Genomic DNA, 21,009 nt, shown 5'->3' with positions numbered 1-21,009 from the left:
AGATATGAATCAATTTTGCAAATAATACATGATTATTTAGGCAATTTTATTCTACATGCTGATTTTATGTGCATATGCACGATTTAAAGTATTGTAATTTTTTTAAAGGTTGCTAATATGTGCATCAACAAGACATGGCGGGGTGGCAGAGTGGTCATGCAGCGGACTGCAACTCCGTGTACGCCGGTTCGATTCCGACCTCCGCCTCCAATCTTGTTAAAACGCCCGGGTGGTGAAATAGGTAGACACAGGGGATTTAAAATCCCCCGCCCTCAAAGCGTGCCGGTTCGAGTCCGGCCCCGGGCACCATTTTAATACTTCTTAAAATGGTGTAATAAAGAATCCAGCGAAAGCTGGTTTTTTTATGTCTAAAATATCCCCCATTACTCTATCCAGCAAAGTTAAATTTGACAAAATGCTGTAGCGAGTATTACACGTAGGCCTTTAACTCCCGAAAGAAATCCAGTAATACACCCTATGCTTTAGACCAGTGATAGAAATAGAAAAGTGTAAATCCGTATTGTCATTTCTTTAATAATAATCTGTTTGAAAAATTATATTAGATCATCAAAACCACCACCTTTTGGCATATCTGATTGCTAAGTAATAACAAATAAAAAAAGCAGCCCCCAAGGTTTATGCAAATTATGTAATGCTGCAGCAGTAACTCTCATAAAGTATGAGAATCAATTATAGTTTTTTTAAGTATGTTAATTCGATTGCGTCATGGTTTTACTTCACGATCAAATTTTAAAATCTTCTAATCGATTTTAAGATCAGTTAAACAAAAAGTGCATTTCTGATTTATAATGCCGTAACTTTCAAGTACGCATTTTTATGGTCAGTGATAAGCAGGCAGCACTTTTTTTAAAGCCGTTACAAATGCAGTATCCCGCAGCATTTAAACGTAATTTTGTATTTTACGGCATGCTCAAAACCAAAGGCTTAATGGATGAAATCAAAGAGTTTATCCCTTGGATTTTAGCGATTATGATTTTTGTTTCTCTGTCCATAAGCCTAGGACATTATTTCGAAATCCATTTCCTTCGCTTTACACCCTTTCAAGCACATGGCTTTGCTGTATTGTGCTTTATGTTGTTATTTATGCTGTACGTTCCGATTGTGCTCAAACAAATGAAACACAGCTCAAGCTCTTGTTATGAACAACAACAACATGCACCCATTAAAATCGCTGCATTAATTATTCTACAAGCAATTAATATCGCATTTATTGAAAGTACTTTTCTGCAAATTGTGCTGTTTTTCTTTGCTATGGGTTTTGGCTTTGTGAAGTTTTATAAAGAAAATCTTTTTCGCAACAGCGTAACTCACGTTGGACTGTATTATTTGCAGGAATTAAGACGTTTTAACTTCTGGAGCTATAAACAGACAGTTAAACTGAAATTTATCCTTCAATTTACAAGAAAAGATACTGAGAAATATCAGCAAAAATTAAAACAATTACAGCACTTTCATGCTTTGCATTTAAAATCTATGCATATGGAACAGCAACTTTGCCAAACACATAAACATCAAGATTTAGAAAATTATCTAGATAGCTTGATGTAATAAAAAAACTGGGAAAATCCCAGTTTTTTTATGCTTCCATTTAAGCCGATTGTGGTAATGATTCCAGCACTTGTAGCTGTGCATTGAATATCAACTGATATCCTCTAGTTTCATCAACCACATAACTTTTTTGCTTGATACTATCAACAAAAACCCAATCAGCTTGCATATTCTGCTCAGTAAAACTCACCAATAGATAGCCACGCTGATTCAAATTACAATAAGCTAAATCGTTAATCAGTGTTTGAAAGGCATATTCAAATTGCTGCAATTGTGCCAAAGGAATACTTAAATATTTTTCCAAGCCAGGTGAAGAAACAGAGCTCGTCGCCAATTCGACACCAACCACGTCTTGATCCTTGCTCAGTAATTCAGAATACCAAGCATTATGTGTATCCCCCGCCAGAACTACAACTTTCTTATTCAATGTTTTAAGTGTGGCATACAACACTTCTCGTTCATAAAAATAACCATCCCATGCATCCAGATTATAAGGTGCTAATGTATTTACCCGCACCTTTTCCAAATCTGTCAATGTAGGATCACCTGCTTGTGCACGCAATTTAATGCTCACTAACTCTGTAATTTGCGCATTCATTTTTGTAAGCGTTTCAGCACTGACTGAGCCACTGGTAATTTCCGCCAAAGATAAAAGCAACTCGGCAGGAATAAACATCTTTGACATTAAAATTTGTTGCCCCAATACATTCCACTGCGCATTGCTTTGCATCATTTTCTGCAATAACCAATCACGCTGCTCATAGCCAAGCAAAGTTCGGTCTTGTGCTAACAAATCTTGCTGAAACTGCACCGTATTTAAGCCCTGCGCCGTCATATAATTGGCATAATCCAATTGCTGATCACGCGCAATAATTCGAGTGTCCAACATGGTGAGCTGTACCAATGAACCAAAATTAAACTGACGATAGATATGTAAATGATCATCCTCTGAAACAGGACGAATAGGCATCCACTCAAAATAAGCTTGTAATGCCGCCAGTTTACGCTCTGAGAACTTACCTTCATTTTGTGCCTGAGCTGTTGCCTCAGTATGATTTTCTGCTCCATTACGCCACGTATCATTGGCAAGCTCATGGTCATCCCAAATCACAATAAAAGGATGTCTCTGATGTAATGCTTGTAAATCCGCATCTTGACGATACAAAGCATAACGTTTGCGATAATCTTCCAAGCTCAATATTTCTTGCTGATTATCTGCTGCCAGTAAGCGTCCTAACTGTTCCGAATCTTCTGTCGCATAACCATTTTGACCATATTCATAAATATAGTCCCCCAGATGCAGCACTACATCAACATCTTGTTTAGCCATTTCACGATACACATAAAAATAGCCTGCGGGATAATTGGAACAGGAACAAACAGCTAATTTCACCTGATTGGTTTGCAACGGCAAGGTTTTGGTTTGCCCAATCGGTGAAACCGTCTGCCCAAAGCGGAAACGATAGAAATAACGCTGCTGTGCGTGTAAGCCAGTAACATCTACTTTTACAGTAAAATCTTGTGCTGGGCTGGTTTGTACTTTCCCTGTAGCAACCATTTGAGTAAATTGCTGATCAGTTGCAACTTCCCAAACTATCTCTAAGCGTGCTTGTACATCACTAGGTGTGACACGTGTCCAAATAATGACACGGTCTTGTAAAGGGTCACCACTGGCTACACCATGTTTAAATCGAACGCCCACACCCGAGCCAGAAGAATGATCTGAGTCATCACCACATGCGGTGAGCGAAATAGATAAAGAGACTGCACCAAAACCTGCTAAAGTTTTTTGAATGAGTTCACGGCGCGTTAAAGTATTTGTCATTTTTTTAATCCACTACAAACGTGAGTTAAAAATAGGCAATAATTATTTAATGATGATCTCAATTACATGAACATATGATGACAATAAAAACTAGATTGACGTTGAAATTGTGATTTTTTTGAGCACAAGCTTCTGAATTGTCTGAAAATAAAGCAAATACAAAGAAATAGTCTTGCAAAGAATAAATTGGTACTCTATTATTGCGCTCATGCCCGGGTGGTGAAATAGGTAGACACAGGGGATTTAAAATCCCCCGCCCTCAAAGCGTGCCGGTTCGAGTCCGGCCCCGGGCACCATTTTAATACTTCTTAAAATGGTGTAATAAAAAATCCAGCGAAAGCTGGTTTTTTTATATCTAAAATAAATAAAAAAGAGAGTGTTACCACTCTCGATTTACAATCAACTCTTCCATTTCTATATCGAAATGACCGTGCTCCTGCACCACCATCATCATCGCCTCAGCAATATAATCCGCAGCAGTATCATCTAACGATGAATCTAAATCTTCAAATTGTGGCTTCATTTCATTAATTGCCAAAACTGTTTCATTAGCAAAACGATAAATTTCAGCTGTGCTTTCTTTAACCTTTGCGACTTTCTTAGCAAATTGCACAATGCATTGTTGTACTTCAGCCACCAATACATCTGGGTAATAATCATCATCAAACATTGGGAGAAGTAAATCTGCAAACATACAGCCACTCAAAACTACTTATAAACGCGAGCCTATATAGCATAAAGATGAACATTTACCAAATAAAAAATGGGCAGTATAAATACCGCCCAGTTATCTTAATAAGAAAATAACGTGAATACTTAGGGTTTTACAGACTCAGCACTTAAGCTTTTTGCCGCTTTCACCAAGTCTATAAATTCGGCACGTAGGCCAAATTCATCTGGTAAAGTCGCACTTTGAGCTAATTTTAAAATATCATCCCACTTCATATTGGCATTATATTGCCCACCACGTAACTGTTGAGCATAAGATGCAACCGCAATAGCAAAACGCGTATCTGAAGATGCCTGTGCTAATGCCACACTGCGTGCGGGTACAGGTTGACTCAATAAAACACTTTGACTTTTTTGTGGTTGTTTATAACGCACATTCACATAAGCGTATTCTTGTTTATTGGCTTTAGATGAATTACTTGGTGCTTGATAGCGTGATTCACTTAGCCAACCTTTCTGACCTACAGGAATAACTTCGTATAGGGCTGTGACCGTATGCCCTGCACCGATGTCACCCGCATCAACACGATCATTATTAAAATCTTCATTATTTAATACACGATTCTCGTAACCAATTAAACGGTATTACTTAACTGTAGCAGGGTTAAACTCGACTTGGATTTTTACATCTTGAGCAACCGTTGCCAATGTTGAACTCAGTTGTCGCTGTAATACTTTTTTTGCTTCACGCTCATTATCAATATAACTATAGTTACCATCGCCCGCATCAGCCAATTGTTCCATCAACTGTTCATCATAATTGCCTGTTCCAAAACCAAAGGTAGAGAAAGAAATCCCTGATTGCCGTTTCTCAGCGATCATTCCTTTTAAGGTTTCAAAATCGGTAATGCCAACATTAAAATCCCCATCAGTTGCAATCAGAATTCGGTTAATGCCGCCCTGAATATAAGATTTTTGTGCTTGTTCATAGGCCAATTGAATTGCTCGCTCGCCCGAAGTAGCTCCACCCGCTTTTAATCGATGAATAACTTTTAAAATTTTATCCTTGTCTGCACCAGAAGTTGGTGCCAATGCCAAATCTTCACCACTCGCATAGGTCACAATGGTGACTTTATCTTGTGGACGCAATTGCTCAGTGAGTAAAGTTAGGGTCTTTTTGACCAAAGGCAGTTTATTTTCCGCATCCATACTTCCCGAAACATCCACCAAAAATACCAAATTAGCAGCTGGTAATTGTTTCATTTCCAAGTCTTTGGCTTTAATACCAATTTTTATAATCTTAGCATTTGGCTGCCATGGCGAATTCACAACCTCAGTATTTACAGAAAATGGATGCTGTCTTGTAGGATTGGGATAATCATAGTTGAAATAATTCACCATTTCCTCAATCCGAACTGCATCTACAGGGGGCAACTGCCCCTCATGTGTTAAAAACCGCCTTACATTGCTGTAACTCCCCGTATCCACATCAACACTAAAGGTAGAGACGGGCTGTTGTGCAACAACATATACTGGATTGGTTTCTATTTTTTGATAGTTTTCAGTATTCTCAATAGGTTGGGGCATACTTTCATAAGCATTTACCATTGAGGGTGCTGGCATTCCCACTTCCACAGCTGCCATTTTGCCCATAGACATCTGTTGAGCAGGCATTTTCCCACAAGCCACCAACAATAAACCACTCAGGCTCACAACCAACAATTTCGGTTTCACAATCATCATTATTCCCGTGTTATTTTATTTTCAAGTATTTAACAAACTCATCTACATCTTTACAGCACACACTTACTGCGTGACAACCCAAAAAGATTAAAGCAATAATCCTTTTATTTCTTTGAAAAATTCAATCAACAACTAAGCCAATTGCATAGCTTGCCACACTTTAATTGCATCCGACATCGCTTTAACATCATGTGCACGCACCATACATGCGCCTTGCTGAATGCTAAGTAAATGTGCAGCGACTGAACCTATTGCTCGCTGCCCTGCATCAGTTCCTCCTAATGCTTCACCGATAAAACGCTTACGTGACAATGCCGAGAGAATTGGATAACCCATAGCATTCAACTTCCAAAACTCTTTGAGCAGTTTAAGGTTTTGCTGGGCATTTTTAGCAAAACCAAAACCTGGATCAATCAAAATATGCTCAGGCTTCACTCCAGCAGCCAATGCATCATCAATCCTTTGCTGTAATTCAGCCATCACATCTTCCGTGACATTTTGGTATTGGTCTAAATTATTCATGGTGGTTGGCTCACCGCGCATGTGCATAATAATAATTGGTATATTGAGCTCAGCAGCAGTTTGAAGAGCTTGAGGACGAGTTAATGCCCGCACATCATTCCAAATATGGGCACCTGCTGCTACAGCTGCACGAATGACCTCTGGTGCTGAAGTATCAATAGAAATGATCACATCATGTTGTGCAAGTGCTTTCACTACAGGAATCACTCGACGAATTTCTTCATCCACATCAACCATCGCTGCGCCTGGACGGGTAGATTCCCCACCCACATCAATTACTGTCGCACCCTCAGTGATCATCTGTAATGCACGTGCTACGGCTGCATCCTTGGTATTATGCAACCCACCATCACTAAAAGAATCAGGTGTCACATTCAAAATACCCATTACCCTTGGTATAGACAAATCTAAACTTAAACGACCACAGGTTAAAACGCGATTTGGCAAGGGCATAAGCTGCATGAAGATACTCCAGAAACAAGTATTCCTAGTGTAACAATTCAGGGGGATCTCTGGCTGAAAAGTTTTAAGTTAAACTCCATTCAAAACAGCAGCACAAAAAAAGAGCCTCTTAATAGAGGCTCTTTTTATTAACTTTTAAAATTAACTTGCTGGTAGTGGTGGTGGAGTAGATGGACCATTTGTTGGCGTCACATCAATCACTGGGTTCTCAGCAACATACACTTTTGGTGGTTGTGGTTCACGACCTTCCATAATGTCACGGATTTGTTCTCGATCAATGGTTTCCCATTCCATCAAAGCTTTTACCATAGCATGTGCAATATCTTTGTGATTTTCTAAGACTTCACGTGCTACACGGTACTGCTCATCCAAAATACGACGTACTTCTTCATCTACTTTTTGCTGTGTAGCTTCAGAAATGGTACGGCTACCAACATTACCAAAGAAACCGTTTTGGTTTTCATCTTCATAAACCATCACACCAAGCTTGTCCGACATACCATATTTGGTCACCATCGCACGTGCCATTTTAGTTGCACGCTCGAAGTCGTTCGAAGCACCAGTAGATTGTTGGTTAATAAAAATTTCTTCAGCAATACGACCACCAAACAAGATTGAAAGTTCATTCAGCATCTTATCTTTATAGTGGCTAATTTGGTCTTGTTCAGGCAACTGCCAAGTTACACCCAATGCCCAACCTCGTGGCATAATTGTGACTTTATGAACAGGATCTGTACCTGGTAAAATTTCAGCAACAATGGCATGACCAGCTTCATGGTAAGCCGTTGCACGACGCTCTTCTTCACGAAGAACCATCGATTTACGCTCTGGTCCCATGTAAATTTTATCTTTCGCATCTTCAAAGTCATGCATATCAACCGTATTTTTATTACGGCGAGCAGCAAACAATGCAGCCTCATTCACCAAATTTGCCAATTGTGCACCAGAGAAACCTGGCGTACCACGTGCAAGAACTTTTAGATCTACACCAGTCACAGAAGGTAATTTTTTCAAGTGAACATTTAATATTTGCTCACGACCTTTAATATCTGGAAGACCTACCATGACTTGACGGTCAAAACGACCAGGTCGTAGTAAAGCTTTATCTAATACATCTGCACGGTTCGTTGCAGCAATAACGATAATACCTTCATTACCTTCAAAGCCATCCATTTCAACCAACATCTGGTTCAAGGTTTGTTCACGTTCGTCGTGACCACCACCTGTACCCGAACCACGATGACGACCTACGGCATCAATCTCATCAATGAAAATGATACATGGCGCATGACGTTTCGCTTGTTCGAACATATCACGGACACGTGATGCACCAACACCCACGAACATCTCAACGAAGTCAGAACCAGAAATACTAAAGAATGGAACTTTTGCTTCACCCGCAATCGCTTTTGCAAGTAAAGTTTTACCCGTACCCGGTGGACCCACCATTAAAACGCCTTTTGGAATGGTTGCACCTAGACGTTTAAACTTCGCAGGATCTTTCAAGAAGTCTACAATTTCAACCACTTCTTGCTTTGCTTCATCACAGCCTGCTACATCCGTAAATGTAATTTTAATTTGGTCTTCAGAAAGCATTTTTGCTTTTGACTTACCAAAACTCATTGGGCCGTTTTTACCACCTGCTCCGCCACCCATGTTGCGCATAAAGAACATGAATAACAAAATGATTAAAAGTACAGGAAAGCTTGCAATCAGAAGTTGCATCAACACACCTTGACGTTGTGGTGCAGTTCCTTCAACGACAACATTGTTTTTAATCAGGCTAGGCATCAATTCAGGATCTTGCACCGCCGGACGGATACTTTCAAATTCAGATCCATTTGATTTAGTGCCACTAATTCTTTCACCATCAATTGTGACTTGCTTAATTTGACCAGCATTCACCGCTGTAACGAACTCTGAATAGTTCATTGCAGTTGGCTTATCACGGTCACTGATGTTACTGAAAATCAAAATCAGCACACCGAGTATAATGAGCCACAAGACGGCATTCTTGAAGAGATCGCTCAAAGCTTTATTCCCATATCAATCTAATTTGATCATGCCCAAGGATGGGTGACCTTAATAATGTAAGCTGTAAACCCAGCTGTTCAATAATGTAAAAAAGTACAAAATGCACAATTTTTAACGCGTTGGCAAGTAAACTTTATTTCAAAGCCTTCTTGCGCCCTTGGCCGATTAAAAAAACTTCTTTCGAACGAGCACGTGATGCAGCTGGCTTAGCAGTCTTCAACACGTCAAAACTATCGACCACTTGTTTACGGAATTCGTCAAAGCCTGAGCCTTGGAAAACTTTCACCACAAACTGCCCATTTGGTCCTAAAACCTTATTGGCAAAATCTAATGCAAGCTCACAAAGGTAGATTTGACGAGGTTGATCTACAGCTCTATTACCAGATGTATTGGGGGCCATATCAGAAATTACAACATCAACAACACGCCCATTTAAAATATTTAACAATTTTTCGAAGACTTCTTCCTCACGAAAGTCACCTTGTAAAAAAGTTACATCTGGTAAAGCATCCATTTCTAAAATATCCGATGCAATGACTAAACCTTTGTCACCGACCAGTTTTCCAGCGATTTGAGACCAACTTCCAGGAGCAGCCCCCAAATCCACCACAGTCATACCGGGCTTAATAATTTTATATTTTTCTTGAATTTCCAATAACTTATAAGCAGCTCGCGCTCGATAACCTTCCTTTTGTGCTTTTTTCACAAAGGGATCATCAAGATGTTCTCTCATCCACGCACGACTACTTTTGGATAATTTTTGGTTGGTAATGCGTGTTGCCATAACTCTCTATGTGTATAAAAACTTCTAATTTTTTATTGTACGTGAAAAACCAAGTGCTTGCAGTATACATCTGTATCTAAATCGACTTTATCCTGCTGTTTTTTTCAATCAACAAGATCGATTATTTCAACCGCTTCAACTCAATTTTGCTATACTAGGTCGTTTTTAAAATTAGGTTATCTTTCATGGCGGCTTTATCTATTCAGGAACGCAAGCGTTTACGTCAAATTGGTCATGCCCTTAATCCTGTAGTAATGATTGGCGGGCAAGGCTTGACTGAAAATGTCGTTGAGGAAACTAACCGTGCATTAAATGATCACGAACTCATCAAAGTCAAAATTGCTGGTGAAGATCGTGAAGCACGTGTAGCTGTTATTGCTGAAATCTCGGAAGTGACAGGTGCTGAAGTCGTGCAAACGATTGGTAAAATTGCCCTGCTTTATAAAAAAGCAAAGCAACAAAATCCAAAACTTTCGAACCTTGTTCGCCACGCACATTTATCTAAGTAATTTCAATTTATGGCAAGCTACGAGCTCAGTGCATTTGATCGCCGCTTCCAAGCGATTTCAGTAGTCGGCGCGATTGAACAAGTCAGCCCTTTTACACTGAATGTCGGTTTTTGGATTCGAGACCCAAACCAGTGGATTGAGTGGCCTGCATTAATTGCTGCTCATCCTCGTCAGGATTTTCTTTGGAAAAACACCTGCTTTGAGATTTTCATTGGTGTGAAACACGAAGATTTTTATCGTGAAATCAATTTATCACCTTCTCAAGCATGGCAAGTTTATCAATTTGAAGAATATCGTTATCCTGAAGAGATGCCGCCACTTGCTGCGTATGATATCGAATTAAATCAACTTAAGCGTACGCACTATGGACTGAATGTAAGTTTAGATTTAACAGAATTTATGCTGAAGTATAAATTGAAATGGTCTAACCTATTTATTGGTTTGACGGCTGTACTGAACACCACCCAAGGTGAACAGTTCTACGCCATGCAGCATAGCAGTCCAAATGCTGATTTCCACAATAAACGTGATTGGCTTCATCTATTCTAAAGCAGTTTAACTCCTCTCCTTTTACAAGGAGAGGTGAAGATTGTGACTTAAACACTTTTATTTATGAACGCGCTCAAGATACATCTTTACTTGATACTTTGTTCCAAGCTTCAAGCGTATGCTCTTTAGAACGTTTAAAAGTTTCAGTGAGTTGATCTTTGTGCTTAACCGAAATCTGACTCACATCATCCTTTAGCTCTTTACCAAATTTACTCAAATCTTCAATCACGGCGTTGACTTCCGTTTTCACAAAGTCTTTTAAATCTGTTAAATCTTTCTGCGACAAATTTAACTGAGATTTTAAACTTTCAATGCGCTGCAATACATCTTCTTTGAGTTGACGAATTTGATCTTGCACCGTTGCGTTTAATTGCTTCGCTTCCTCGGTCACTTTCTCTTGAGTCTCAACGACCGCTTCCGTTACTTGTTGTTTGGCCTGTTTTGCTACTTTCTCAAGTTTTTCTGAACTTTCAGACACAACTTCTTTAAGTGATTCTGTAGCTTCTGTTGGTTTTTTTTCTGCTGTCATAATACACAACCTATTCTTATTTAGTGAGAAGACTGCAAGCTTAACTGGAGTTGATCAAATCTAAATCTTGATTTGTCAGACAATTCTTAATTGCTTACATTTTTTATTTTGCTCAACAAAACAGCTTTTGAATAAAAGCAAGCCTTTTATCTTTTTATTATTTCGTTTTAACGTGGACTTTTTCACAGTTGGTGCGTATAATGCGCTGTTAAGTTACAAGCGAGCAGACGCAAGGGAGGATAGGTTTTTTTACGGCCTTCCTTTTTTTTCGTCTACTCGCTTTTTTACAGCCCTATTTTTTGTGGTTTTAGTTCAGGAGCTTTGGTTTGAGCATCCCCGCCATTTTAGCCCTCGCCGACGGTACAATCTTTAAAGGTACCTCTATCGGCGCAACGGGAAGTACGACTGGTGAAGTCGTTTTCAACACAGCCATGACTGGCTATCAAGAAATTTTGACCGATCCAAGTTATGCACAACAACTTGTGACATTAACTTATCCGCATATCGGTAATACAGGTTGTAACTCTGAAGATGCAGAGTCTGGCCGTATTCATAAAGTGTGGGCAAACGGTTTAATTATCCGTGACTTACCTTTATTGCATAGCAACTTCCGTGCAGAACAATCTCTTGGCGAATACCTTGTAGAGCACAATGTCGTTGCAATTGCAGATATTGATACACGTAAATTAACACGTATCTTGCGTGCCAAAGGTGCGCAGAATGGTTGTATTCTAGCTGGCGAAAATATTACTGAAGAAGAAGCTTTAGCAAAAGCTCGTGCATTCGGTGGCTTAAATGGTTTAGATCTTGCTAAAGAGTGCTGTGATCCTGAAGGGTTCGAATGGACTGAAGGTTCTTGGGTTCTAGGTCAAGGTTTTACTCAACCTGAACACAAATTTCATGTTGTTGCATACGACTACGGTGTCAAAACCAACATCTTGCGTATGCTTGCAGACCGCGGTTGCAAACTCACTGTTGTTCCTGCACAGACTCCTGCAGAGAAAGTACTCGCGTTAAATCCAGATGGCGTGTTCTTATCAAATGGCCCTGGCGATCCTGCTGCATGTGACTACGCTATTGAAGCTGTAAAAACAATTATAGAGGATGCTCGCAACGTACCTGTATTTGGTATTTGCTTGGGTCACCAAATTCTTGCACTCGCTTCTGGCGCTAAAACAGTGAAAATGCCACATGGTCACCACGGTGCAAACCATCCAGTACAAAACATTGAAGATGGTACTGTGATGATTACTTCTCAGAACCACGGCTTCGCAGTTGATGCAGAAACTCTACCTGCAAACCTGAAAGCTACGCACAAGTCTTTATTCGACCAAACCCTACAAGGGATCCATCGTTTAGACAAACCAGCGTTCAGCTTCCAAGGTCACCCTGAAGCAAGCCCAGGTCCACATGACTGTGCCCCATTGTTCGATCATTTCATCGAACTTATTGAAGCATCTAAGAAGTAATTAAGGAGCGAAATAATGCCTAAACGTACGGATATTAAAAGCATCTTAATTATTGGTGCTGGTCCAATTGTGATTGGTCAGGCCTGCGAGTTTGACTACTCAGGTGCGCAAGCTTGTAAAGCCCTTCGTGAAGAAGGCTACCGTGTTATTCTGGTGAACTCTAACCCAGCAACCATTATGACTGACCCATCAATGGCAGATGCAACGTATATCGAGCCGATCACTTGGCAAACTGTTGCACAGATCATTGAGAAAGAACGCCCAGATGCTGTTCTTCCGACCATGGGTGGTCAAACCGCATTGAACTGTGCCCTTGCACTAGATGAGCATGGCATTTTAGAAAAATTCAATGTTGAATTAATTGGTGCAACCAAAGAAGCGATTGAAAAAGCGGAAGACCGTAAACTTTTCGATATCGCGATGCGTAAAATTGGCCTTGAATGTCCAAAAGCTGACATTGCTGAGTCAATGGAACAAGCTTTAGAAATTCAAGCGCGCTTTGGCTTCCCTGTGATTATCCGTCCATCATTCACAATGGGTGGTTCAGGTGGTGGTATCGCCTACAACAAAGAAGAATTCATCGAAATTTGCGAACGTGGTTTCGATCTTTCTCCAACTAAACAATTATTGATCGATGAATCTTTAATTGGTTGGAAAGAGTACGAAATGGAAGTTGTTCGTGACAAAAACGACAACTGCATCATCGTATGTTCGATTGAAAACTTTGACCCAATGGGCGTGCACACAGGTGACTCAATCACTGTTGCTCCTGCACAAACTCTAACGGACAAAGAATACCAGTTGATGCGTAATGCTTCTTTAGCAGTTTTACGTGAAATTGGTGTGGAAACAGGTGGTTCTAACGTTCAGTTCGGTATTAACCCGAAAGATGGTCGTATGGTGATCATCGAGATGAACCCACGTGTATCTCGTTCATCTGCTTTAGCATCTAAAGCAACTGGTTTCCCAATTGCGAAGATTGCAGCAAAACTTGCTGTAGGCTATACCCTTGATGAATTGAAAAATGACATCACTGGCGGTACAACTCCTGCATCATTCGAACCTGCGATTGACTACGTAGTAACTAAAATTCCACGTTTCAACTTCGAAAAATTCCCACAAGCGGAACCAGTATTGACGACACAGATGAAATCTGTGGGTGAAGTCATGGCGATTGGCCGTAACTTCCAAGAATCGATGAACAAAGCTCTTCGTGGTTTAGAAGTTGGTGTTTGTGGTTTCGATGAAAAAATCGAAGTCGGTGCTGAAGGTGCGCGTGAAAAGATTCTGGTTGAACTTAAAGTTCCAGGTCCAGAGCGTATTTGGTATGTTGCGGATGCATTCCGCCACGGCTTCACTTTAAATGAAGTGTTTGAAGCAACCAAAATTGACAAATGGTTCTTGATTCAAATCGAAGACATCATCAAAACTGAAAATGAAATTAAAACTTTAGGTTTTGGTGATTTAACTGCTGAAAACATCCGTTCATTCAAACGTAAAGGTTTATCTGACCTTCGTATTGCAAACTTGATGGGTATTTCGCAAAAGCAATTCCGTAAGCATCGTTGGAACTTGGGCGTCACTCCAGTTTACAAACGTGTAGATACATGTGCCGCTGAATTCGAATCTGATACAGCCTACATGTACTCAACTTATGACGAAGAGTGTGAAGCAAACCCGTCAACTAAAGACAAAATCATGGTCATCGGGGGTGGTCCTAACCGTATTGGTCAAGGTATTGAGTTTGACTACTGCTGTGTACACGCTGCTTTAGCTATGCGTGAAGACGGTTACGAAACCATTATGGTGAACTGTAACCCTGAAACAGTTTCAACTGACTATGACACTTCTGATCGCTTGTACTTCGAACCGATTACACTTGAAGACGTATTAGAAATCGTTCGTACTGAAAAGCCAAAAGGCATTATCGTTCAGTACGGCGGTCAAACTCCGTTGAAATTGGCACGTGCTTTAGAAGAAGCGGGTGCTCCAATTATCGGTACATCTCCTGATGCTATTGACCGTGCAGAAGACCGTGAACGTTTCCAACAAATGATTCAACGTCTGCAATTACGTCAACCAAACAACAGTATCGTTAAATCAGCAGAAGAAGGTATTTCCGAAGCTGCGAAAGTGGGTTACCCACTGGTTGTTCGTCCATCTTATGTATTGGGTGGTCGTGCAATGGAAATCGTATATAACGAAGATGAATTAAAACGCTACCTTCGTGAAGCAGTTCAAGCGTCTAACGAAGCGCCTGTTCTTCTTGACCATTTCCTTGATGATGCAACTGAAGTCGATGTTGACTGTGTATCTGATGGTAAGAATGTGGTGATTGGCGGGATTATGCAGCACATCGAACAAGCAGGTATTCACTCAGGTGACTCAGCATGTTCAATTCCTCCATACTCTCTTTCACAAGAAGTCCAAGACGAAATGCGTCGTCAAACTGTCGCTATGGCAAAAGAGCTTGGCGTAATTGGTTTAATGAACGTTCAATTTGCAGTGAAAGGCAATGACATTTATGTACTCGAAGTGAACCCACGTGCATCACGTACCGTTCCATTCGTATCAAAATGTATTGGCGAATCTTTAGCAAAAGTTGCTGCACGTTGTATGGCGGGTCAGTCTTTAGAATCTCAAGGTTTCACTAAAGAGATTATTCCAACTCACTTTGCTGTAAAAGAAGCTGTCTTCCCATTTGCTAAATTCCCTGGCGTAGACCCAATGCTTGGCCCTGAGATGAAATCTACAGGTGAAGTGATGGGTGTAGGTAAAACATTTGGTGAAGCATTCTACAAAGCAGTGCTTGGTTCAAATGAACGCTTACCAGGTTTACCAACAGAAGGCGAAGTTAAACACGCATTCTTGTCTGTACGTGAATCTGACAAGAAATACATCGTTGATATTGCGAAGAAACTTGTTTCTTTCGGCTTCAAACTTGTAGCTACTGGTGGTACACATGATGTACTTAGCCAAGCAGGTTTAGCATGTGAACGTGTAAATAAAGTAACCGAAGGCCGTCCGCACATTGTAGACCGCTTGAAAAATGGTGAAATACACCTTATTGTCAATACCACTGAGGGCAAACGTGCTCAGTATGACTCAGCGATGATTCGTCGTGCTGCGTTACAAGGTAAAGTGTATTACACAACCACCATTAACGGTGCTGAAGCAGTTTGCCAAGCATTTGGAATCCAATTACCAATGGATGTATACCGTTTGCAAGATTTACAAACCGTAGTTTAATTCGTTTCCGATAAGTCCCGTCACCTTATCGGTGGCGGGCTTTTTTCATTTATAAACCTGTATTTTTTACACTCACAAACTTGAGGGACAACAATGCAACGTTATCCTATGACTCCCCAAGGCAAAGAAGCCTTAGAGAAAGAATTACATCAATTAAAAAGTATTGAACGTCCACGTATTACAGCAGCCATTGCTGAAGCACGTGAACATGGGGATTTAAAAGAAAACGCGGAATACCATGCTGCACGTGAGCAACAAGGTTTCTGTGAAGGTCGTATCCAAGACATCGAAGGTAAATTGGGTGCAGCTCAAGTTATTGATGTAAAAGAACTTGAACAAAATGGTCGTGTTGTTTTTGGTGTAACGGTGACGATTGAAAACTTAGATACCGAAGAACAAAAGACGTATATGATCGTGGGTGATGACGAAGCAGATTTCAAAATTAATAAGATTTCTGTCAATTCTCCAATTGCACGTGGTCTTTTAGGAAAAAGTGAAGGTGACGAAGCCAAGATTCAAACACCAAATGGCGAAGTTGAATACGAAATTGTGAGCGTTGAATATCTCTAATTTTATGTAATTAGTGATTCAAGCCCCTCTTTTGAGGGGCTTTTTCATAAACTAAGACCATGAATATCTAAAATCTCGGTATGTGCAATCAGCTCCAATACAAAATGAGCAAAATTGCCAGTTCAAGGAGCTTAATGACTATTGTAGATTTAACCCATTCCTTTAAAGTAAACCCAATAAAAAATTAAGACTATCAAAAATATGAAAACTGGACACGCGAGTAAAACTGCCGAAGCTGCAGCCGCAATTCGTGCTAATCATTATCTGAATAATACAAATCCTGTTTTTTCAGATCCCTATGCTTGGAAAATGACCAGTTCTGGATGGCGTACTTTACTTTCCAATCCGTTGTTTATGAAAGCCTTCAATTCACGACTATTTAACCGTAGCTTTGGATTATTAACTGCCCAAGTTACAGGACGTTCCATTTATGCTGAGGACTGGCTATCAGAAGCCATTGAACTTGGTATACAACAATATGTCATGATTGGTGCTGGATTAGATTCTTTTGTGTTACGGCAAGCGGCACTCTATCCTGAATTAAAAATCTATGAACTTGATCATCCAGATACTCAAGCCTTGAAAATTAATAAATTGAGGCTTTTAGGAAAAATTCCAAACAATGTGGAATTTGTTCCTATTGATTTTGAGAATGAAGCCATTTCTACTGCATTACAGCACAGCAGCTTTGAGTCTAAACAAACCAGCTTTTTCTCTTGGTTAGGTACTACACACTATTTAAAACCCGAAATAACGTTAGCAACCTTACAAAATATTGCCTCCTATGCTGCACCAAATAGCGAATTGGTATTGGACTATTCTCTAGACTATACAACGCTGAAAGGGATAGAACGTGTGGGCGTACTTGCCCTATCTAAATTTACCCATATTTTAAATGAGCCCATTGTTGGGGCGTTAAACACCGAACATTTGCATCAAGCTTTATTTCAAATGGGATACATCGTATTGGAAGATTTGTCTGGTAAAGAAATTACAGAACGGTACTTTCATCAGCGGGCAGATGGCATACAACATACTCAAGCAACGCATTTACTTCGCATCATGATTACATAGAAATTTCTGGTAAGTCATATACAATGACATCATTTCTTCCAACCTAAAACATTGTATGTCTGAACCTTTGATTAACTCCCCTGTCAAACACTGGTGCGAATTCGAATTCATCTCAAAAACCGTGAAGAATCCGAATATTCATATCAAAGGGAATTATTCATATTATTCAGCCTATTGGGACCAAGGTTTTGAACGTTGTGTCGTGCGTTATTTACATGACAAACCTTCTACGCCCGAAAAACCAATTGACCAACTTTATATTGGAAATTTTGTCTGTTTTGGTGCTGAATGCATAATTATGATGGGAGGAAATCAACTGCATCGTACCGACTGGATTTCAGCCTTCCCTTTTGATACGCGTAGTTTTGTCCCTGCTGGAAATACTATTATTGGCGATGGTTGCTGGATTGGCTCTCGTGCCATGATTATGCAAGGGGTTACACTAGGTGAAGGGGCTGTGGTTGCGACGGGTGCTGTAGTCACTAAAGACGTGCCACCTTATGCGGTTGTAGGTGGTGTACCTGCAAAAATTATTAAATACCGATTTCCAGAAGATGATATTCAAAAACTGCTTGCCCTCAAACTTTATGACTTAGATGAAAAGCAGTTTTTAAAAATGCGCGAGCAATTGCAGACGAATGATGTAGAAGCCCTAATACAATACCTCTCAAAGAGTAGTTGAGTGAATCAATTCAAGCATCTTAGTTTTCAATAAAGTTCGCTGCCTAGATACAATTCCTATAATTTTCGCCCCCCTTCTTTTCTCTTTTTAATAGCCATTTCATTTTTCTCACAATTTTTACCCGACTTTAGTACAACAATGCATACTTTTTAGGCAAAAAACATGCTAAGTTAAGTTATGGAATCGACGGTTTATAAAGCCTTATCCCTATGAAAATACTAGGTTTTATAAAATCAAAATTAGCGTTAGTATAAAAGTATAAACAATAGTTTTGAGTCGCAACTCTCAAATAAAGCAGCTTCTAAAAAGTTTTTAATGAAAACAAGGAGTAATACAGATGGCTTATCAAAATATTTTAGTTCCAGTTGACGGTTCAGACACTTCTTTTGCAGCAGTAAAACAAGCAGCAGAACTCGCCAAAGTATTTGGTAGTAAAATTACTGTTGTTCAAGTACTTGCCTTAGACCCATACATTGCTGCCGAATATATTACTGCGGCACAGACCAATGATTTGATTGAACGTGCTCGTTCATCAATTGAAGGTACACTTCAAGATGCCAAAGCTAAATTTAGTGCAGAAGGCTTAAATGTTGAAACGCGTTTACTTGAAGGGCAAATGATCCATCAAGAAATTATTAATGCTGCTAAAGAAATCAATGCTGATTTAATCGTGATTGGTTCACATGGCCGTACAGGATTGAAAAAATTCTTCTTAGGTAGTGTCGCACAAAAAATTCTGGGGGAGACTAGCGTACCTGTATTGGTGGTTCGTCAATAATTTGATTCATCAACTTGGTCTTACATTCATATTCAGCATTGGATGTAAGACCCTTCAAATAACTTTAGAAATTTCTCCATCCCACTGATAGAGCTTCAAATTTATCTTCCCTGCATTCACAACAATATTCTCTGCTTGTAATTTTATAATTTGAAGATTATCCCCTTGAACATCCAGCTTACTTAGGCTAATTTTACCTTGTGAATTAATTACACGATGCCAAGGCAAGTACTTATCTTCAACTTGTTGCAATACACGCCCAACTAAACGAGCATGTTTAGGCAAACCTGCCATCTTGGCAATTTGTCCATAGGTTGCAACTTTTCCATAAGGAATTAAAGCAACCACTTGCAGAATTAACTGTGCTAATTCTTTTGAAGATGATTGAGTCATTGACATCAATATAACCTCTTCGTAACAGAGAAGTTAGAAGTTTCCAGGACTTTCTAGACGTTTCACTTCTTGGACTTTTTCAGGATTATGTACAGCAGCAACACCATCTTCTGCTTTTACATCGACAAAGGCGTCTGGGTTATAAATAGTGATGGTTTCATTGCCAGTCGCATCTTCCCCGACAATATACTGAAAACCTTTACGGTTCATCTTATGGCACAAACGCTGATACCAACCTTTGAAGCCTTCTGTCTCTTCATTCGGATTGTAATAAAAAGCATTCATCACAGCGGGTAACCCTAATCCACAGACCAAACCCGATAGAAGTACGCTAATAAAAGTGTACCCAATCAGGATACTGCTGTATTCACTCAATTGTGGAATATTGGCAACAGCAAGAATCAAAGCCAACGAAATTCCACCACGCACCCCACCCCAAGACAGAATTGCTAAACTTCCGTTATAACTTTTGTGTCGAAAACTTGGGAAAAAAGCAAAGGCAAGATAATTCGCTGCAAAACGTGATGCATGCAGAATAATAAAGGCAATAATACCACCCAAAATCAGACTCACGCTTAAATCTAGAATAAAGAGTTCTAAACCAATTAAGGTAAATAAGAAGGAGTTAATAATTCCCTCAACGGTATGCCAAAAGTGATTGACCTCCCGAATTTCACGTTCTTGTAGGATTTCCTTCCAACGATTTCCGACAATTAATCCACCAAATACGCAGGCAATTGGTGCAGAAGCATGTGCAAAAAGTGCGACCAAGTAAGATCCACATGCCAGTAAAGCGGTCGTTAAAATAAGAGATTCCATTTCATGTTTGCCACGAAGTAATCTCAGAATTGCCAGACCAAAACCCCAACCAATAATAATTGCAACAACAATTTCATAGAGTAAGGTTTGTAGTGTGCCGATTAAACTAAAATGCTCGCCTTGTAATACATTCAGCAAAGTCATGAATAAGGCAATACACATAGCATCATTAAATAAGGATTCGCCTTCTAGCTTGACCATTAAATGGTGCGGTGCACGAACCGAACTTAATACTCCCTTAATCCCAATCGGATCGGTTGCCCCCAAAGCTGCCCCCAAAAGCAACAACACTAATAGGTCAACATGGTGCCCGACTAAAAATTGATAACCATAGAGCGCCACGCCGAAGAACACGGCACAGAGTACCAATGCGATACTGGCTAAAATACTGATCGGCTTCCAATAACTACGTAAATCAGACACTTTGAACTTCAAAGCAGAAGAGGTCAGAATAAAACAAATCACCCCGTTGATCAGAAAATCATAGAAATCGATGTGACGTACGGCATTTTCAATATTATGAATATTGATGGTAATAAACTGATTACCATTTAACAGACTTGCCCCCCACTGCAAAATAAAGACAAAAATTGCGGAGACAATCGGAACACCTATGGCTTGTGGAAAACCTAAAATTCGCTTGTTAAAAATCGTGGTCGCAATTGATAATGCAAAAATAACCGTGAAAATTTGAAGAAATAAAAAATTACCCATGCGAGTTCCGATGCTAACCAAGAGATAAAATCAAGCGAATGAACTCAATGATTTGCGAACTAAATA

17 protein-coding genes, 3 tRNA genes and 1 pseudogene are annotated in these 21,009 nt (G+C 39.8%); 12 read left to right on the top strand and 9 right to left on the bottom strand.

The genetic code is table 11. The features are described from left to right. Positions 1–136: 136 nt before the first annotated feature. The 3 genes from C3F34_RS11365 to C3F34_RS11355 all read left to right on the top strand — a co-directional run bounded on the left by C3F34_RS11365 (position 137) and on the right by C3F34_RS11355 (position 1,569). A tRNA-Cys gene (locus C3F34_RS11365) sits at positions 137–210 on the top strand. A 13-nt stretch (positions 211–223) separates the two neighbouring features. After that, positions 224–309 (top strand) — tRNA-Leu (locus tag C3F34_RS11360). Between the two features lie 528 nt (positions 310–837). Beyond that, the gene (locus tag C3F34_RS11355) at positions 838–1,569 is read left to right on the top strand and encodes a hypothetical protein (RefSeq protein WP_044737377.1); all 732 of its coding nucleotides are present in this window, start codon (positions 838–840) and stop codon (positions 1,567–1,569) included. Positions 1,570–1,609: 40 nt separating this feature from the next. Here the strand turns inward: C3F34_RS11355 and C3F34_RS11350 are convergent, their stop codons facing one another. Further along, entirely contained in the window at positions 1,610–3,394 is a 1,785-nt protein-coding gene (locus C3F34_RS11350; RefSeq protein WP_104441624.1) for an alkaline phosphatase D family protein, read from the bottom strand. A 210-nt stretch (positions 3,395–3,604) separates the two neighbouring features. Here C3F34_RS11350 and C3F34_RS11345 point away from each other — a divergent pair. Further along, a tRNA-Leu gene (locus C3F34_RS11345) sits at positions 3,605–3,690 on the top strand. 83 nt (positions 3,691–3,773) lie between these two features. Here C3F34_RS11345 and C3F34_RS11340 read toward each other — a convergent pair. From C3F34_RS11340 to rlmE, 5 genes and pseudogenes are all read right to left on the bottom strand, one after another. Continuing rightward, positions 3,774–4,088, bottom strand: a complete 315-nt coding sequence (locus C3F34_RS11340) for a DUF5713 family protein (protein ID WP_044737916.1) — start codon at positions 4,086–4,088, stop codon at positions 3,774–3,776. Between the two features lie 122 nt (positions 4,089–4,210). After that, a pseudogene (locus C3F34_RS11335) lies at positions 4,211–5,803 on the bottom strand (vWA domain-containing protein). A gap of 135 nt (positions 5,804–5,938) precedes the next feature. After that, on the bottom strand, positions 5,939–6,790 hold the full coding sequence (gene folP / locus C3F34_RS11330; protein WP_104441623.1) for a dihydropteroate synthase: 852 nt from the start codon (positions 6,788–6,790) through the stop codon (positions 5,939–5,941). A gap of 141 nt (positions 6,791–6,931) precedes the next feature. Next, positions 6,932–8,821 (bottom strand): ATP-dependent zinc metalloprotease FtsH, encoded by a 1,890-nt coding sequence (ftsH, locus tag C3F34_RS11325; protein ID WP_044737919.1) that lies wholly within the window; start codon positions 8,819–8,821, stop codon positions 6,932–6,934. Positions 8,822–8,957: 136 nt separating this feature from the next. Beyond that, positions 8,958–9,608 carry a 23S rRNA (uridine(2552)-2'-O)-methyltransferase RlmE gene (gene rlmE / locus C3F34_RS11320; protein ID WP_044737920.1) on the bottom strand — a complete coding sequence of 217 codons (651 nt, stop codon included), beginning with the start codon at positions 9,606–9,608 and terminating at the stop codon, positions 8,958–8,960. A gap of 185 nt (positions 9,609–9,793) precedes the next feature. Here rlmE and yhbY point away from each other — a divergent pair, with 185 nt between their 5' ends. Both yhbY and C3F34_RS11310 read left to right on the top strand, forming a co-directional pair. Further along, entirely contained in the window at positions 9,794–10,117 is a 324-nt protein-coding gene (yhbY, locus tag C3F34_RS11315) for a ribosome assembly RNA-binding protein YhbY (protein ID WP_016167043.1), read from the top strand. 9 nt (positions 10,118–10,126) lie between these two features. Further along, complete coding sequence (locus C3F34_RS11310; protein ID WP_044737921.1) at positions 10,127–10,666, top strand: DOMON-like domain-containing protein; 540 nt, start codon at positions 10,127–10,129, stop codon at positions 10,664–10,666. A 73-nt stretch (positions 10,667–10,739) separates the two neighbouring features. On the opposite strand, the gene C3F34_RS11305 is transcribed toward C3F34_RS11310, so the two are convergent. Next, positions 10,740–11,195, bottom strand: coding sequence for a hypothetical protein (locus tag C3F34_RS11305; protein ID WP_016167045.1), 456 nt, complete (start codon positions 11,193–11,195; stop codon positions 10,740–10,742). A 326-nt stretch (positions 11,196–11,521) separates the two neighbouring features. Here C3F34_RS11305 and carA point away from each other — a divergent pair, with 326 nt between their 5' ends. The 6 genes from carA (at position 11,522) to C3F34_RS11275 (ending at position 19,017) form a co-directional block, all read left to right on the top strand. Beyond that, positions 11,522–12,664 carry a glutamine-hydrolyzing carbamoyl-phosphate synthase small subunit gene (carA, locus tag C3F34_RS11300; protein WP_104441622.1) on the top strand — a complete coding sequence of 381 codons (1,143 nt, stop codon included), beginning with the start codon at positions 11,522–11,524 and terminating at the stop codon, positions 12,662–12,664. Positions 12,665–12,679: 15 nt separating this feature from the next. Next, entirely contained in the window at positions 12,680–15,913 is a 3,234-nt protein-coding gene (gene carB, locus C3F34_RS11295) for a carbamoyl-phosphate synthase large subunit (RefSeq protein WP_044737923.1), read from the top strand. Positions 15,914–16,006: 93 nt separating this feature from the next. Beyond that, positions 16,007–16,483 carry a transcription elongation factor GreA gene (gene greA, locus C3F34_RS11290; protein ID WP_016167048.1) on the top strand — a complete coding sequence of 159 codons (477 nt, stop codon included), beginning with the start codon at positions 16,007–16,009 and terminating at the stop codon, positions 16,481–16,483. 201 nt (positions 16,484–16,684) lie between these two features. Next, positions 16,685–17,557, top strand: coding sequence for a class I SAM-dependent methyltransferase (locus tag C3F34_RS11285; RefSeq protein ID WP_044737924.1), 873 nt, complete (start codon positions 16,685–16,687; stop codon positions 17,555–17,557). 55 nt (positions 17,558–17,612) lie between these two features. Then, positions 17,613–18,239 carry a CatB-related O-acetyltransferase gene (locus C3F34_RS11280; RefSeq protein WP_044737925.1) on the top strand — a complete coding sequence of 209 codons (627 nt, stop codon included), beginning with the start codon at positions 17,613–17,615 and terminating at the stop codon, positions 18,237–18,239. A 337-nt stretch (positions 18,240–18,576) separates the two neighbouring features. Continuing rightward, positions 18,577–19,017 (top strand): universal stress protein, encoded by a 441-nt coding sequence (locus tag C3F34_RS11275; RefSeq protein WP_016167050.1) that lies wholly within the window; start codon positions 18,577–18,579, stop codon positions 19,015–19,017. A gap of 54 nt (positions 19,018–19,071) precedes the next feature. Here the strand turns inward: C3F34_RS11275 and C3F34_RS11270 are convergent, their stop codons facing one another. Next, entirely contained in the window at positions 19,072–19,410 is a 339-nt protein-coding gene (locus C3F34_RS11270) for an MGMT family protein (protein WP_044737933.1), read from the bottom strand. A 33-nt stretch (positions 19,411–19,443) separates the two neighbouring features. Next, the gene (locus C3F34_RS11265; RefSeq protein ID WP_044737926.1) at positions 19,444–20,943 is read right to left on the bottom strand and encodes a cation:proton antiporter; all 1,500 of its coding nucleotides are present in this window, start codon (positions 20,941–20,943) and stop codon (positions 19,444–19,446) included. Between the last annotated feature and the right edge of the window lie 66 nt (positions 20,944–21,009).

Source organism: Acinetobacter sp. ACNIH2, assembly GCF_002934965.1.
GTDB lineage: Bacteria > Pseudomonadota > Gammaproteobacteria > Pseudomonadales > Moraxellaceae > Acinetobacter > Acinetobacter tandoii.
This window is presented reverse-complemented; position numbering and strand designations above follow the sequence as displayed.

Bases quoted from the DNA above. Each gene is read 5' to 3' on its own strand.
- C3F34_RS11355 (WP_044737377.1), top strand. From the start codon at position 838: ATGGTCAGTGATAAGCAGGCAGCACTTTTTTTAAAGCCGTTACAAATG.
- C3F34_RS11270 (WP_044737933.1), bottom strand. From the start codon at position 19,410: ATGACTCAATCATCTTCAAAAGAATTAGCACAGTTAATTCTGCAAGTG.
- C3F34_RS11340 (WP_044737916.1), bottom strand. From the start codon at position 4,088: ATGTTTGCAGATTTACTTCTCCCAATGTTTGATGATGATTATTACCCA.
- greA (WP_016167048.1), top strand. From the start codon at position 16,007: ATGCAACGTTATCCTATGACTCCCCAAGGCAAAGAAGCCTTAGAGAAA.
- folP (WP_104441623.1), bottom strand. From the start codon at position 6,790: ATGCAGCTTATGCCCTTGCCAAATCGCGTTTTAACCTGTGGTCGTTTA.
- C3F34_RS11310 (WP_044737921.1), top strand. From the start codon at position 10,127: ATGGCAAGCTACGAGCTCAGTGCATTTGATCGCCGCTTCCAAGCGATT.
- C3F34_RS11350 (WP_104441624.1), bottom strand. From the start codon at position 3,394: ATGACAAATACTTTAACGCGCCGTGAACTCATTCAAAAAACTTTAGCA.
- C3F34_RS11285 (WP_044737924.1), top strand. From the start codon at position 16,685: ATGAAAACTGGACACGCGAGTAAAACTGCCGAAGCTGCAGCCGCAATT.
- C3F34_RS11275 (WP_016167050.1), top strand. From the start codon at position 18,577: ATGGCTTATCAAAATATTTTAGTTCCAGTTGACGGTTCAGACACTTCT.
- C3F34_RS11265 (WP_044737926.1), bottom strand. From the start codon at position 20,943: ATGGGTAATTTTTTATTTCTTCAAATTTTCACGGTTATTTTTGCATTA.
- yhbY (WP_016167043.1), top strand. From the start codon at position 9,794: ATGGCGGCTTTATCTATTCAGGAACGCAAGCGTTTACGTCAAATTGGT.
- C3F34_RS11280 (WP_044737925.1), top strand. From the start codon at position 17,613: ATGTCTGAACCTTTGATTAACTCCCCTGTCAAACACTGGTGCGAATTC.
- C3F34_RS11305 (WP_016167045.1), bottom strand. From the start codon at position 11,195: ATGACAGCAGAAAAAAAACCAACAGAAGCTACAGAATCACTTAAAGAA.
- rlmE (WP_044737920.1), bottom strand. From the start codon at position 9,608: ATGGCAACACGCATTACCAACCAAAAATTATCCAAAAGTAGTCGTGCG.
- carB (WP_044737923.1), top strand. From the start codon at position 12,680: ATGCCTAAACGTACGGATATTAAAAGCATCTTAATTATTGGTGCTGGT.